The sequence below is a fragment of the Paenibacillus tritici genome (assembly GCF_018207515.1).
GTDB classification, from domain to species: Bacteria; Bacillota; Bacilli; order Paenibacillales; family Paenibacillaceae; genus Paenibacillus_AQ; species Paenibacillus_AQ tritici.
On record NZ_CP073365.1, the window covers coordinates 1,261,991 to 1,275,981 of the forward strand.

General features: G+C 54.8%; 14 protein-coding genes and 1 pseudogene. 7 read left to right on the forward strand and 8 right to left on the reverse strand.

The window, feature by feature from the left end:
* Nucleotides 1-46: 46 nt before the first annotated feature.
* Both KDC22_RS05325 and KDC22_RS05330 read right to left on the reverse strand, forming a co-directional pair.
* A complete protein-coding gene (locus KDC22_RS05325; protein ID WP_211722296.1) occupies nt 47-1,330 on the reverse strand; it encodes an ATP-binding protein in 1,284 nt (427 codons plus the stop codon).
* Nucleotides 1,327-2,121 carry a LytR/AlgR family response regulator transcription factor gene (locus tag KDC22_RS05330; RefSeq protein ID WP_211722297.1) on the reverse strand — a complete coding sequence of 265 codons (795 nt, stop codon included), beginning with the start codon at nt 2,119-2,121 and terminating at the stop codon, nt 1,327-1,329. Before KDC22_RS05330 ends, KDC22_RS05325 begins: the two co-directional genes overlap by 4 nt.
* Nucleotides 2,122-2,217: 96 nt before the next feature.
* On the opposite strand from KDC22_RS05330, the gene KDC22_RS05335 reads away from it, so the two are divergent.
* From KDC22_RS05335 to KDC22_RS05355, 5 genes are all read left to right on the forward strand, one after another.
* Complete coding sequence (locus KDC22_RS05335; RefSeq protein WP_211722298.1) at nt 2,218-3,138, forward strand: ABC transporter ATP-binding protein; 921 nt, start codon at nt 2,218-2,220, stop codon at nt 3,136-3,138.
* The gene (locus KDC22_RS05340; protein WP_211722299.1) at nt 3,135-3,932 is read left to right on the forward strand and encodes an ABC transporter permease; all 798 of its coding nucleotides are present in this window, start codon (nt 3,135-3,137) and stop codon (nt 3,930-3,932) included. The genes KDC22_RS05335 and KDC22_RS05340 overlap by 4 nt, the downstream gene beginning before the upstream one ends.
* 31 nt (nt 3,933-3,963) lie before the next feature.
* Nucleotides 3,964-4,932, forward strand: a complete 969-nt coding sequence (gene msrA, locus KDC22_RS05345) for a peptide-methionine (S)-S-oxide reductase MsrA (RefSeq protein WP_211722300.1) — start codon at nt 3,964-3,966, stop codon at nt 4,930-4,932.
* Nucleotides 4,933-5,006: 74 nt separating this feature from the next.
* Nucleotides 5,007-5,738: a ZIP family metal transporter gene (locus KDC22_RS05350; protein WP_173136510.1), complete on the forward strand. Its 732-nt coding sequence runs from the start codon at nt 5,007-5,009 to the stop codon at nt 5,736-5,738.
* A 94-nt stretch (nt 5,739-5,832) separates the two neighbouring features.
* On the forward strand, nt 5,833-6,129 hold the full coding sequence (locus KDC22_RS05355; RefSeq protein WP_211722301.1) for a hypothetical protein: 297 nt from the start codon (nt 5,833-5,835) through the stop codon (nt 6,127-6,129).
* A 97-nt stretch (nt 6,130-6,226) separates the two neighbouring features.
* On the opposite strand, the gene KDC22_RS05360 is transcribed toward KDC22_RS05355, so the two are convergent.
* The 3 genes from KDC22_RS05360 to KDC22_RS05370 all read right to left on the reverse strand — a co-directional run bounded on the left by KDC22_RS05360 (nt 6,227) and on the right by KDC22_RS05370 (nt 9,220).
* A complete protein-coding gene (locus KDC22_RS05360; RefSeq protein WP_211722302.1) occupies nt 6,227-7,135 on the reverse strand; it encodes an aldo/keto reductase in 909 nt (302 codons plus the stop codon).
* 158 nt (nt 7,136-7,293) lie between these two features.
* Nucleotides 7,294-8,283, reverse strand: a complete 990-nt coding sequence (locus tag KDC22_RS05365) for an aldo/keto reductase (RefSeq protein ID WP_173136504.1) — start codon at nt 8,281-8,283, stop codon at nt 7,294-7,296.
* Between the two features lie 94 nt (nt 8,284-8,377).
* Nucleotides 8,378-9,220 (reverse strand): AraC family transcriptional regulator, encoded by an 843-nt coding sequence (locus KDC22_RS05370; protein ID WP_211722303.1) that lies wholly within the window; start codon nt 9,218-9,220, stop codon nt 8,378-8,380.
* 254 nt (nt 9,221-9,474) lie between these two features.
* Here KDC22_RS05370 and KDC22_RS33310 point away from each other — a divergent pair.
* Nucleotides 9,475-10,020, forward strand: a pseudogene (locus KDC22_RS33310) (general stress protein); the annotation flags it as partial.
* 484 nt (nt 10,021-10,504) lie between these two features.
* Here KDC22_RS33310 and glpX read toward each other — a convergent pair.
* From glpX to KDC22_RS05390, 3 genes are read right to left on the reverse strand one after another with little or no spacing between them, the layout of a single operon-like run.
* The gene (gene glpX / locus KDC22_RS05380) at nt 10,505-11,500 is read right to left on the reverse strand and encodes a class II fructose-bisphosphatase (protein WP_211722305.1); all 996 of its coding nucleotides are present in this window, start codon (nt 11,498-11,500) and stop codon (nt 10,505-10,507) included.
* A gap of 24 nt (nt 11,501-11,524) precedes the next feature.
* Nucleotides 11,525-12,325, reverse strand: a complete 801-nt coding sequence (locus KDC22_RS05385) for a pyruvate, water dikinase regulatory protein (RefSeq protein WP_173136496.1) — start codon at nt 12,323-12,325, stop codon at nt 11,525-11,527.
* Between the two features lie 18 nt (nt 12,326-12,343).
* Nucleotides 12,344-12,988, reverse strand: a complete 645-nt coding sequence (locus KDC22_RS05390; protein WP_173136494.1) for a helix-turn-helix transcriptional regulator — start codon at nt 12,986-12,988, stop codon at nt 12,344-12,346.
* A 279-nt stretch (nt 12,989-13,267) separates the two neighbouring features.
* Here KDC22_RS05390 and KDC22_RS05395 point away from each other — a divergent pair, with 279 nt between their 5' ends.
* A complete protein-coding gene (locus KDC22_RS05395; RefSeq protein ID WP_211722306.1) occupies nt 13,268-13,867 on the forward strand; it encodes a hypothetical protein in 600 nt (199 codons plus the stop codon).
* The last annotated feature ends 124 nt before the right edge of the window (nt 13,868-13,991 follow it).

Consider the following 13,991-nt stretch of genomic DNA (forward strand, 5'->3'; position numbering starts at 1 on the left):
ATAATCCTTAAGGGATCACTCCCGGCCAGCCTACGGCTATTCAGCCCTATAATCTCTCTATATGAAAAAGCACCAGCTCCAGTTGAAACCGCTGACCACTGTAAGAAAGATTAAACAACCCTCCGGCTCTCTCAATCGTCTGGCGCATGTTTCGCAGTCCGATACCGTGGGCACGCTTATCGCCTTTGGTGGTCAGAAGCTCACCGTGCGGGCTTAGGCGAATAGGACCGGAGTAAGGATTCTGAATTCGTATAAATAAGCTGTCATTCAGATAATGCATATGTACAGCGATGTACCGCTCCGCTCCTGATTCCTTCGGTACCTGGCAGGCAGCCTCTAACGCATTATCAAGGGCATTGCCCAGAATAACGCTGATCACAGCGGTATCAAGCATTAGCCGGGGCGGAAGGTTCAGCTCCAGGCGCAGGGCGATCTCCGCGGTGTCTGCCTCCCGCCGTTTGTAGTCCAGAATGGAATCAATGACCGGGTTGCCGGTATTGCAGAAAGCGCCGGACTGCCCGGTCCAGCCCAGTAGAGCATCCAGCTCGGCTGTGGTGGCCGCTTCTTCTCCGTTAAGCACGCTGGCCCGCAGGCCTAGCAGGATATGATTGAGGTCATGGCGGAATCGGAGGGCTTCCTCCTGAAATTCCCGGTTCCGGTGATACTGGTTCACATAATAGCTGTTCTGCTGCTCCAGCAGCAGGCGCTGGCTGCGCTCAGAGCGTGCACTTAGCACGCGGTCCGTCAGAATGAAGATCAGGACATTAATGGCGAGCAGCAGTGCCGGAACGACAGGGAATAACCGCGGATATAGCCGAAAGAAGGGACTTCCGGACAACTGGAGCAGAGCGGCAATACTCAGAAAAGGACAGAGCCAAATGGCAGACCCTAACCATCCGGTCGGCTGGCCCCGGCCTTCGCCTCTAACGACCCGGCGCAGCAATAGAACGATGAAGAGCATCAGCAGCTTGGAGAGCAGCAGGCCAAGCCTGTAGCCATTGTCTGTCGGGATAAGCGGAATCCCCGCATCGCTGAGAATAATCACAGCTGAGATAAAGAGCGCAGCGTACAGCCGCCACTTAAGCTCGCCCCTGTAGAACAGGGACAGACCGAGGATAAGTCCGACATTGCCTGCCAGCAGCAGCAGGGCGGGCAGGGAACTGTAATGGAGCAGAATATGGACAACTATGTACAGAATATATAGCGCCATCAGCCGCAGCCGGGACTCCGTCAGACGGGTGAAGAAGCGGCCGAAGAAGAGATGCAGTATGACTGGCAGCAGCGGAAGTACAGCTAAATAGATCAGTTCATCCAGGAGGACAGGATTCAAGCAAGCTCCCCCCTGAAACGCAGATAAGCCTTACGTAATGCGTGGCTGTATTTATCACTCACCGGCAGCTCGCAGCCGGTGATCAGAATGATCTTTTTGGCGCTAATAGCCTTGATTGAATAGAAGTTGACAATATAGGATTGGTGAATCCGCACAAAATGGCTGGCCGCCAGCTTCTGCTCCTCCAGGGCCAGCTTCCCGTAATATTGCAGCGTGCTATCCCGGGCAACCAGCGTGATCCGCCTTATACTGCTCTCCAGATAGAGAATTTCCCGGTGGGGAATCCGCAATTCCTGGTTCTTTAGCTGCACTGCAAGGAAGTTCGTCCGGCCCTGCTGCCTGGTGCGGATGGTTTTGTGTATAGCTCCGGCCAGCTTCTGTCTGAAGCTCTCCGGCTCCACAGGCTTCTTGATGAACCCTGACGGACGCAGGTCAAACAACTGCATATGGTACTCTTCATGGCTGGAAATATAGATCAGCTGCACCGGATCATTGCCGTCGTCCTCGCGCAGAAGCTGGCCCGCTGTAATGCCATCGAGTCCACCCAGCTCAATATCCATCAATATAATATCGAAGCACCGGCCGTCCCGGAGGGCACGGGCGAAGCTTTCTCCTGAATAATATAAAGAAATTTCAATGTGCTCGTCCAAGCTTTCCCCGGATTCCATGATCAGACGCTCGGCTTCTCCGGCTGCGCGGGGCTCATCATCACACACGGCAATATGAATCATCGTCTTCTCCACCTCTGCAAGTATTCCTTCATTATACAATTTATCCCTTAAAAACGACATGATCTCCCGTGAATATGACACTGGCTGCACCGGAGGGAGAGGGCGGTGTTAGGGTTAAGCCTGGAACAGAAATGAGATAGAGAAGGAGTGTTTGGTTTGACGGCAGCGGTATTTGAGGCTGAGGGCTTATCCAAGAAGTATCCTTCGGGTTATGCGCTGGATCAGCTCAACATGAGGATTGAGGCAGGGGATGTGTATGGATTCGTAGGAGAGAACGGGGCGGGAAAAACTACGCTGATGAGAATGATCGGCGGTGTCGTGCAGCCGACAGCCGGGACAATAGCCTTGTTCGGAGAGCAGGCCAAAGAGAGGCTGATTGCGGCCAGACGCCGGATCGGCTTCCTGATCGAACGGCCTTCACTCTACCCGCATATGAATGCGCTGGAGAATCTGGGCTTTTATTGCCGGATCTTCGGAATCAGGGATAAGGGCAGGAGCGCTGAAGTGCTGCGGATGGTAGGTCTCAGTGAAGCGGGACCGAAAAAAGCCGGAGAGTATTCGCTCGGGATGCGCCAGCGGCTGGGGATTGCAGTTGCTCTACTGAATCGGCCGGATTTCCTGGTGCTGGACGAGCCGGTGAACGGATTAGATCCTGCCGGAATCGTGGAAATCAGGCATATCCTGGAGCAGTTGGCCCATGAACGAGGGGTGACTATTCTAATCTCCAGTCATATTCTGAGTGAGCTGCAGTTACTGGCCGGCAAATATGGCTTCATTCATCAGGGCAGGCTGATTAAAGAGATTGCCGCTACGGAATTGCAGCAGTCTGCGCAGGTCATGATCTGTATTACGACATCAGCTCCTGCAGCAGCAGTAAATATGCTGAAGCAGGAGCTGCAGCGTGAGGATATTCGGATCAATAAGGCCGGAGAAATTGAACTTCCACGGGACGGGGTGGATCTGGAGCACCTGATGTCTCTTCTTGTACAGCGGGGAGTTCCGATTGACGGTTTTAACCTGACAGCGCCCAACCTGGAACAGTATTATATGGATTTGATCGGGGGCGGCGGAAGATGAGAAACTTGTGGCAGGCAGAAATCTACTATTTGCGTAAAGATCTGGCGTTCAAAAGCGTCACTGCCGTCTTCGCGCTCGCCAGCTTCGTGCTTGTTCTAATCCTGGGCAGCAACGGAGGTTATGCCTTAAGGAGTTATGCGGAGCCGCTAAAGTCCGCTGCTTCGTTCTCCATCCTGTTCTATCTGGTTATTCCGCTGCATGCCTGCTTCTTCGCAACGGAAGGCTTTGAGCATGGCTCGGTGCAAAATATTATTGCTGCCGGGCACAGCCGGATGAAATACTTCACCAGTAAATATGTGCTGGAGTTGCTTGCAGCTCTGGGTTGGCTGCTGGAGTTCTACGGATTATTCTATCTCTTCTATCTCGCCGCAGCGCTGATCACAGGAGCGCCAATGGGTCATGCCGGATTTACAGCTGATCTGATGGCCAGTATGACGGCATTGGGGCTGAACCTGCTCTATCTGGCTGCCTATTGTGCGGCAGTCATGATGCTGGGGATGCTGATCCGCAAACCGGCCTCGGCGGTGGTAGCTGCTTTTTTCTTTATTTTCGGGAACCTTCTGCTCAGCGGATATCTCAAGGATTCATCCTCTGCGGTTCTGCGTGTGATCTCAGAGTATTCCCTGATGACGCAGATTCTCAAATTCTCAGGGATCTACGTGGCGCAAGCCCGGCTTGTACTCCTGTCGGACGCGGGAGATTATATACGTGCGGTGCTGATTCCTGTAATTTGGATCGCTGTTTGCCTGAGCGCTGCCCTGCTTGCTTTGGAGAACAAAGATATTCATATATAATAGGAGAAAAGCGTACAGGGAGGCGGTCTGTTTGACTGAAGAGACTACGCTGCAGCTGGCTACCTTTGCCGGCGGCTGCTTCTGGTGTATGGTTAAGCCGTTCGACGAGCTGCCGGGAATCGTCTCGGTGGTGTCAGGGTATACGGGCGGGCATACGGAGAGTCCAACCTATGAGGAGGTGGGGTCAGAAACCACCGGCCACCGGGAGGCGGTGCAGATCGTCTTCGACCCGGAGCTGTTCCCCTATGAACGGCTGCTGGACATCTACTGGCAGCTGATTGATCCGACGGATGACGGCGGGCAATTCATGGACCGGGGGCATTCGTATGCGGCGGCGGTCTTTGTTCACAATGAGCAGCAGCGCAAGACAGCAGAGCTGTCGAAGGAGCGGCTGAAGGCCAGCAAGCGCTTCAAGGCGCCGATTGTAACGCCGATATTGCCTGCTGCACCCTTCTATCCGGCTGAAGCGGAGCATCAGCAGTATTACCGGACCCATCCGCTGGATTATAAGTTATATCAGAAAGGCTCGGGCCGCGATGACTTCACCGCGCTGCACTGGAATGGCCGTGAGGACAAGCAGCGGCTGCGCAAGCGGCTGACGGAGCTGCAATATGAGGTCACCCAGCATAAAGGCACGGAGCCTGCATACCAGAATGCGTATTGGGACCACTTCGAGGAAGGTATCTACACGGATATCATCAGCGGTGATCCGCTGTTCAGCTCGGCGGACAAATTCGATTCCGGTACGGGCTGGCCCAGCTTCACGGGGCCGGTGGAAGACGGACTGATCCGGCGGGAGGCCGATTATAGCGGCGGGCAGGTACGGACCGTGCTGCGCAGCAGGCTGAGCGGAGCTTATCTCGGGTATCTAACCTTTGATGGCCCGGAGCCGGCGAAGCAGCATTACCATGTCAATTCCGCCGCGCTGGAGTTTGTCCCTAAGGCGGAGCTTAAGGACAGAGGGCTGGGGCGGTATTTGGGACTATTTTCCACAAGTTGAAAGCTTGGTCATATTTATAGCTGCCGGGAGCATATGCTTGATCTATAGTCCTGTCCACAAAAGGGGTTGAAGATTTGGCGGGTGCACTTTTAGGCAGCTTTTGTTCTGCAATGGCAACGGTGCTGGGCGTTATTCCAATTCTGTTCGTAAGGCGGCTGTCCGAGCTGTGGAAGGATGTGCTGGTTGCCTTTACCGCCGGGATTATGGTCTCTGCAAGCACCTTCGGGCTGATGCCGCAAGCGATTAAGGAGTCAGGCATTATTGCGCTGACCCTCGGGCTGATTACCGGTGTGCTGCTGCTTGATCTGATTGAGAGCCATATTCCGCATATTGATGTAGAGAACAAGCCGGGCCTCAGCAACCTGGATTCCAAAGCGCTGCTCGTAATGATTGCGCTGTTCATCCATAACATTCCTGAAGGGCTTAGCACAGGCTTCAGTTATGCCAGCGAGCAGACAAGCCTTGGCCCGATGGTGGCGATTGCCATCGGAGCACAGAATATGCCGGAAGGGCTGATTCTGGCGATCTTCCTGATGAATGCCCGCGCCACCCGGCGCAAGGCCCTGACCATAGCCGCCCTGACCGGTCTCATGGAGATGGTATCGGCCGTGATCGGATATTTCACAGCCAGCTATGTACAGAATGTGGTTGGATACGGATTGGCGTTCGCTGCCGGAGCGATGCTCTTCATCGTGTATAAGGAGCTGATCCCGGAGAGTCACGGCCACGGATTTGAGCGGCCCTCGACGTATTCGTTTATATTTGGGCTGCTGGCGATGGTCTATATTACACAGTTCTTTGGCTAAGCTGCTTCTGTAGCACTGTCATTTGCATCTGCCGGCGGTAGCCGCTATACTATTACGCAATCCCCGGTTCCTATGGATGAGGAGTGATGACAGGATGATTAGTCTGGAATGGGAAGCTGTATTATCCTTCGTATTATTGATTGCTTCGTACCTGTGCTTGTATGCTGCCATTCACAAACGGACGAATTTCGCCCGCTACAGTATGATAGTTCTCCTGGTAGCCAGTGGAGCGCCGCTGGCGGTCATGCTGATCCTGGAGAGCAGGAGGGAAGCGCTGGATGCCAATATCGGGTTAGGTATGGCGTTCCTGCTTACATGGCTCATTAGCGCAATAGTATTGGTGGCTGCACTGATCACCTGGATCGTTAAGGCAAGAAAGCGTGCATCCTAAGAATTAAGAAACAAGAAAATGAAGCTGTCCAGAGACTGTATTGTCTACAGTATCCGGGCAGCTTCTTCTGTGCGTTCCTCTTTACCGATCGGCCGCTCTACACATGCAGTGTATACCGGCCTGCCTTGCTGATCTCCTGTACTGCCTCAAGCTCCAGCGCAGAGAGGGGCTGTGAACGGGCTGCTGCAATATTCTGCCGCAGCTGCTCCAGGCTGCTGGCTCCCGGAATAATAGCGGCCACCGCCGGATCGGCCAGCGGATATTGCAGCGCGGTCTGCGTCAGTGTCCGGGTGAGGGTAGTCTGGCTCATTAGCTGTCCGTGCAGCTCTGTAAGCTCAGCCTCCGTATAGTCCAGATATGCCCGCTTAGCCTTGCTGCTGCCATGCTCTGTCAGGATGCCGCTCGCCAGCGGCCCCCGTGCAATCAGGCTGATGCCTGCGCGGGCCAGCAGCGGAAGGATGCTCTCCTCCGGGCGTCTGTCGAGGATGCTGTACTGGCTCATCACGCTGACTATGCCGGAACGCTGTACATATTCACGGATCACATTCGGCCGGATGGAGGAGATGCCGTAATGCCGGATAACCCCTTCCCGCTTAAGCTCTTCGAAGGCTTCAATCGTCTCGTCAATATCATCCTCCAGCGTTCCCCCGTGAAGCTGATACAGGTCAATATAATCGGTCTGCAGCCTGCGCAGACTCTCCTTCACCGCGGAGCGGATATAGGCCTTGGAAGCATCCCAGCTCCAGCCCTCTTTACCGGGAATTCTGCGGTTGCCCACCTTGGTCGCCAAGATAACATCTGCGCGGCGGTGCCGGATGGCCCGGCCGATGATCTCTTCATTGCGGCCCTCATCGTAGAGGTCGGCGGTATCCAGGAAGTTGATCCCGCGGTCCAGCGCTTCGTGGATAATGGCCGTTGCCTGCGCTTCATCGGTGCCCAGTGACATGCAGCCGAGGCCCATGGCACTTACGTCTAAATCGGATGATCCCAATCGGTTAGTCTTCATCGGATGTCCTTTCGTTACTGCAGTTATAGTTGAATTCATTATAGCATTCAGGGCGTTCTCTAATCCCATTACACCAAAACGGCAATCCTGCACCACCGCGCGAATAAGCGGATGGGGAGGATTGCCGTCATGATCTATAGGTGGAGTGCCTGCTTAACTTATCCGCGCAGAATCTGCTCGATCTGCTCCAGTTCTTCCGCACTTAGCTCAGGCGCATTGAGTGAAGCTACAGCATCTTCGATCTGGCTTACCTTGCTCGCACCGATCAGTGCAGAGGTCACTTTGCCGCCGCGCAGGACCCAGGACAAGGCGAGCTGGGACATCTTCTGTCCGCGGGCTGCGGCAATTTCGTTCAGCTTGCTTACCTTGGCGATCACCTCGGCAGTGATCTCCTTCTCGGAGAGGAACACACTCGGTCCGGCGGCACGGGAATCGGCAGTGATGCCGTTCAGGTAACGGTCGGTCAGGATGCCCTTCTGCAGCGGGGAGAAGGCAATGGTGCCGATGCCTTCTTCTTCGAGCACATCCTGCAGGCCGTCCTCGATCCAGCGCGACATCATCGAGTAGTTCGGCTGATGAATCAGGCAAGGCGTGCCCAGGCGGCGGAGAATCTGCGCCGCTTCGCGCGCCTCTTCAGGTCTGTAGTTCGAGATGCCGACATACAGTGCCTTGCCCTGCCGCACCAGCAGATCGAGGGCGGACATCGTTTCTTCCAGCGGCGTATTCGGGTCCGGGCGGTGGTGGTAGTAGATATCGACATAATCCAGTCCCAGCCGCTTCAGGCTCTGATCCAGACTGGACACCAGATTCTTTTTGGAGCCCCATTCCCCGTACGGGCCAGGCCACATATAATACCCGGCTTTGCTGGAGATGATCAGCTCATCGCGGTAAGGGGCGAGGTCCTTCTTCAGCATCTGTCCGAAGCTCTCTTCAGCAGAGCCGGCGGGCGGGCCGTAGTTATTGGCGAGGTCGAAGTGGGTAATCCCCAGATCGAATGCCCGCCGGACCATAGCGCGGCCGTTCTCAAATACATCCTGGCCGCCGAAGTTATGCCACAGCCCGAGCGAAATCGCCGGGAGCAGCAGGCCACTGCGGCCGGTGCGGTTATATTTCATAGTGTCATAGCGTTCAGGACTGGCAATATACATATTGGATTCCTCCTAAGTTTAAGTTGTGCAGACTGGATACCTCCCTAATTGTAGAGGATAAACGCTTCCAATCGTATGTCAGCATGGATGATTTTTATAGCACAATGTCCGTATCTGTATGGCGGAGCCGGTATTCTTTGGGCGAGCAGCCCTTCACCTTCTTGAACATCCGGGAAAAGAGCAGAGCATCCTGATACCCAACCGATTGCGAGATCTCCCCGATGGTGCAACCGGTCTCCGTCAGCAGCTCACAGGCCTTGGACATACGAAATTGGAGCAAATATTGCTGCGGAGGCAAGCCAACCGTCCGCTTGAACAGCGCCGACATATATTTGCGGTCCAGCTTCAGGGAAGCGGACAGGCTCTCCATCGTCACATTCTCGGCGTAGTGGGCTTGAAGGTAATGCAGGCACTGCTCGACATAGACACTTCTGCTGCGCGGAACCGGGCTTTCGGCAGCCGGGACCGTGCGCAGCAGCAGGGAGAAGAACTCATAGAGCATCACCTTCAGCGGCAGATCCAGCAGTTCCCTGCTGCTCCCCGTTTCAGATAACCTGGCAGACAGAGAGGGCATCAGCTCCTGGTCCATCGGGAACACCGGCTGCTCCGGGGTCAGTGAAGTCCGTGCCAGCAGATAACCCGCCTCCTCCCCGGTAAAAGCAATCCAGGAATACAGCCAAGGGTCATCTTGATCTGCAGCATAATGCGTTACCACATGCGGATAAGTGAGGAAGGCCTGCCCTGCGCCCAGTGTATGTGTGGCTTCACCGACGGTTACCTTGCCGGTTCCGGCGTGTATGAAGTGGATTTTGTACAGGCTTCGCACCCCGGGTCCGAACGAATGACCGGGTGTGCACTGCTCCTGGCCCCAGTAATGCAGATACAGGTCAGGACTGGCCCGGTGGGGGCGATGGGCGTTATATTTGAATACAGTCATGCTTTGCAGCCTCATTTCCGGGTAGTAAGATCGTGCTCCGCATGAAAGCGGTTATCTCCATTATACATCAGCCCGGTGAGAGCCAGACAACCCTAAAAAATTCCAGCGTGCAGTTTTCTGTTTCATAAATTTTTTTGTGGAACCCGGGCAAAGATTGAAAGTTACCAGTTTCGCGGAGGAGCGTTTGGTTAAGTAAGGGGTGTGAAAGTTAAGCGAGAACTAAATTACAAATCAGCTACCAGGAGGGAATCGTTATGAATAAGAAAATTGTAGGTGTATTCCATACGGAGCATGAAGCTTCGCGGGCTATTGAAGACCTGAAGGCACATGGATTTCTGACAGAGGATATCTCAGTGATAGCGAGAAATAGACGCGATGCGGAAGCGATCAATGAAGAGACAGGGACCAAGGCGCCTGAGGGGCTGGCATCCGGGGCGGCGACTGGCGGCGTGCTGGGCGGTGTGACTGGACTATTGGCAGGCATCGGCGCCCTGGCGATTCCGGGAATCGGGCCGATTATCGCAGCAGGACCGATCGCAGCGACATTGACCGGAGTGGCCGTAGGGGCAGGAACGGGCGGTCTCGTGGGCGGTCTGATCGGGCTAGGTATTCCTGAGGATGAAGCGGCAAGCTACGATAATGATGTGGATGAAGGCCGCATTCTGGTCATGGTGGATGCAGATAACAAGCGGGAAAGTGAAGTGTATTCTGTATTCCGCAATCATAATTCAGCGAACGCTGACCGTTATATGACTGATACAAGTGCTGCCGGGGATGCCCCGCGGGACTCCGTCACAGATGCTGTGGATGCGGCGTTCAACGGCTCTGGTCTTGAAGGCAGACATGATACAGGGCTGGATACTATGAATTCCGCTAGTGAGCATGACCTCCCGGAGCGAAGAGCGGTGGAGGACATGAACCGGCCGGGGATGACAGGAGACCTGTATTCCGGCACGCGTAACGGCATAGACAAGACACCGGATCATACAGCGGACCGCAGACTGGCGGATCTGGAGGAGAAGCAGGCACAGAATGCTGCAAGGAATGAAGGAGCACGAGCCGGCCAGAGCCGTGAGGGCGGACGGTTGTAGTGAACTGCTGCTAGACCAGAGCATGGTCGCAGCTGGCAAGCGATGAATGTAACATGTGAATGACACAAACAAGGGTTTCCCGAAGTCCCGCCGGACTTCAGGGAAACCCTTGTTTGTCGCTGTAACGAATGACGTCTATTAAAAGGATGGCGGAGCCTGTTCCTGCTTGACGGATAAGCTGCCGGGCAGAAACCTACATCCAAGCCGCATCCTGCCTGGCCGCAGCAATCTGCGGGATCTCCTTGCCGGGCAGAAAATGGATGCTGCGGATGTAACGGATCGTGCGGCTCTGCGCCCGCATGATCACGGAATGGGTCTCGGCGCGTTCCTTGCCGATGAAGCGGACGCCGCTGAGGAACTCGCCGGAGGTCACTCCGGTTGCGGCGAAGATCACATCACCGGTGCCGACCATGTCCTCCATGGACAGCACCCGTGCCGGATGGTCCAGGCCCATCTGCAGGCAGCGCTGCATCTCTACAGGGCCTTCGGGCAGCAGCCTGCCCTGAAGCTCCCCGCCCAGGCAGCGCAGTGCGGCGGCAGCCAGTACGCCCTCCGGTGCACCGCCGGAGCCCATGTACAGATCGACATCGCTGTCCGGCAGCGCGGCGGCAATCGCTCCGGCAACATCGCCATGGCCCAGCAGCTTGATGCGTACGCCCGCTTCGCGCAGAATGGCGATCAGCCGCTCATGCCGCTTGCGGTCCAGCACCATCACCGTCAGCTCGGAGAGCGATTTGCCGGTAATCCGGGCCGCATTGTGCAGCGTTACTTCCGCCGGGTCCGCCAGGCTGAGCCTGCCAGCCAGCTCCGGACCGCAGGCCAGCTTCTCCATATAGATGTCAGGCGCATGAAGAAGGCTGCCCTTATCCGCAATGGCAATGACAGACTGGGCATTATGCAGCCCGCAGGCCACCACCTCTGTGCCTTCCAGCGGGTCCACCGCCACATCGACGGAAGGGCCGTTACGGTTGCCGACCCGTTCCCCGATGTAGAGCATCGGGGCTTCGTCCATTTCTCCTTCACCGATCACGACGGTCCCGTCAATGGAGACGGAATCGAACATGGAACGGATTGCAGTTGTGGCAGCTTCATCTGCCGCGTGCTTGTCGCCCCGGCCGATCCAGCGGGCTGAGGATAATGCCCCAAGTTCAGTGACCCGTACAATTTCCAGTGCCAATTCGCGTTCCATAAGATTCCCTCCAGTTCAGTCTGATTAGATATAGCCCATAATAATGCCGGCCGTTTCTTCAATAGCCTTATCCGTAATATCAATGACCGGACAACCCAGCTTGGCGAATAGGGCTGCCGCATATTCCATTTCCTCTGTAATACGTTCAAGGCTGGCATACTGTGAGCCTGTGGGCAGACCCAGCATCTTCAGCCGCTCGGAACGGATCTTCAGCATATATTCGGATTTCATGGTGAGTCCGATGATCCGTCCTGCAGGCAGGCTAAGGAGCTGCTGCGGCGGGCCTACCTCCGGCACAACCGGATAATTCACAACCTTTTTGCCCCGGTGGGCCAGAAAGATACTAAGCGGCGTCTTCGAGGTGCGGGACATGCCGAGCAGGACGATATCCGCCTTCAGCATCGCACCGAGGTCGCGCCCGTCATCGCAGGCGACGGTGAATTCAATAGCCTCCATCCGCCGGAAGTAATCCTCGTCCAGCTGGTGCAGCAGTCCCGGACGAGCCTGGGGCGCATCGTCGAAGGTATCAATGAAGGCCTGCATCATCGGCCCCATGATGTCAACCACTCTCAGATCGAGGCGGACGGCCTCTTCACGGATCACCTCCCGCAGTTCAGGCTGAACGAGAGTATAAGCTACGAAGCCCTGGTGTTGAGCGGCCTCTTCCATTAACTTGCGCAGTTCATCTTCATGTCTGACATTACCGTATCTTCTGATGGTGACACGCTGATTCTGAAATTGGTGTATCACGGCCTGCACAACAGCCTCCGCCGTATCTCCAATAGAATCCGAGCATATCGTAATGAAATGGGTGGATGGCTCCATGCTCTATCAATTCCTCCGTTATCCTTTGGCTTCAAGCTCGAGGAGAAGCTTTACGATGGAAGTCTTGGTCAACCGCCCGACTACGTCCAGCCCGGTGGCGGACCCTTCCCCGCTGCCGGGAATAACTACCGGCAGACTGTCTACCTCGTGATATATCATGCGCTGCGCGGCGTCAAGCACCGTGTCATCGGGCGAAACAGTGACTACCTTGGGCTGACGCGTCATGACCATGCTCACAGGCATGGTTACCGCTCCGGGATTACCGAGCGTGACCTTCAGGAAGTCCTTGCGCGAGGCGACCCCGGTTAGCTTACCGTTGCTATCGCAGATGATCAGCGTACCGACATCCTGCAGGAACAGTGTAACTACAGCATCCTGAATCGTCGTATTCTCGCGGATAATGACCGGGATGCTCTGGATATCGCTAACCTTGGTATCCTGAAGCAGGCCCCGGCTGTTATGGCGCGCTGCCGCCTTGGTGCCGGGGAAGTAGCCGACCTTGGGCTTCGCGTCCACATATTCAAGCATGACCAGGATGGACAAGTCTCCCCGGATGGTCGGCCGGCTGAGGCCCAGGCTTTCGGCGATTTGGTCACCGGTAATCGGCGCTCTTTTTTTCACAATCTCAATAATTTGCAATTGTCGGGTTGTCAGTTCGATCACAATGTTCCTCCGCTTTCCGGTATACGAATAGATGCAGGCACTTCTCTATATAGAAAAGGAGTACCGTTCCGCCGATTCCCCCTTTCAATCAGACGTCCTAATGGAAGCTTATTCCCTAACTTGGTTATATAATACGCAATAATGATCATAAATGCAACATATAGTACGTCATATATAAAATTAATGAGACTTGGGCAAACAAAAGATAGGTGAGTTGTGTCCGACGTTGGGAAATATGGTAAGGTTTGGAGAGAGGTTCAGGCAAGGAGGTGTATTCATTTGAGGAAATCATGCTTCATTCTATTGTATAGCGTGGTCCTACTATCATTGTTAGTTGCCGGATGCAGCAAGGGTACCCCGAAGTATGCAGAACTGTTCACACAGGTGGAAAGGCACCAGGCTGTGTTCAAGCAGCCACTCGAAGAAGGGCTTGCTGCTCTGGAAATTACGGATGCCGTAGGGGAATACGATACAACTCTGGGGACAGTGATGCAGGATGAAATCCTAACCGTGAATGATATGGAGTTCATCCAGCAGATTACAGCAGATGTACCAACGGATAAGATCATTGGCTACCGGATCGGGACAGTATTTCCCAGATCAGAGTCCGGATATGAGAATGCGAGGGAGCTTGTGCGCGTATTCCTGGAACATTACAAGCCTGCGGATAAGGAAGAGGCGGCCAAAGTTGAGCAATCCATCCAGAAGATTAACCGGATGGCGCTTCCGCTTAAGCCGCTGACTGGATCCATCGAAGAATCATGGACCTACGGCGAGGGTGAGAACAAACTGTATATCACCTACAAGATATCGAACAGCAACCAGAGTGATGAGGAATTGCCGCTGAATTTGTATTTCAGTTCGGAAGAGAAGCATTAAACTCCAGGGCACCCCAAGCCCTATGAAAAGACAACAGAACAGCCTGTAACCCTTAAAGTCAGGGTACAGGCTGTTTGTGTTTCTGCAGGACACCTATAAGGAGTACTGTCTATAAGAAGCACTA

Coding starts and splice junctions, on each gene's coding strand:
- KDC22_RS05330 (WP_211722297.1), bottom strand. CDS start 2,121: ATGTCGTTTTTAAGGGATAAATTGTATAATGAAGGAATACTTGCAGAG.
- KDC22_RS05340 (WP_211722299.1), top strand. CDS start 3,135: ATGAGAAACTTGTGGCAGGCAGAAATCTACTATTTGCGTAAAGATCTG.
- KDC22_RS05355 (WP_211722301.1), top strand. CDS start 5,833: ATGATTAGTCTGGAATGGGAAGCTGTATTATCCTTCGTATTATTGATT.
- KDC22_RS05360 (WP_211722302.1), bottom strand. CDS start 7,135: ATGAAGACTAACCGATTGGGATCATCCGATTTAGACGTAAGTGCCATG.
- KDC22_RS05365 (WP_173136504.1), bottom strand. CDS start 8,283: ATGTATATTGCCAGTCCTGAACGCTATGACACTATGAAATATAACCGC.
- KDC22_RS05370 (WP_211722303.1), bottom strand. CDS start 9,220: ATGACTGTATTCAAATATAACGCCCATCGCCCCCACCGGGCCAGTCCT.
- glpX (WP_211722305.1), bottom strand. CDS start 11,500: ATGGAACGCGAATTGGCACTGGAAATTGTACGGGTCACTGAACTTGGG.
- KDC22_RS05385 (WP_173136496.1), bottom strand. CDS start 12,325: ATGGAGCCATCCACCCATTTCATTACGATATGCTCGGATTCTATTGGA.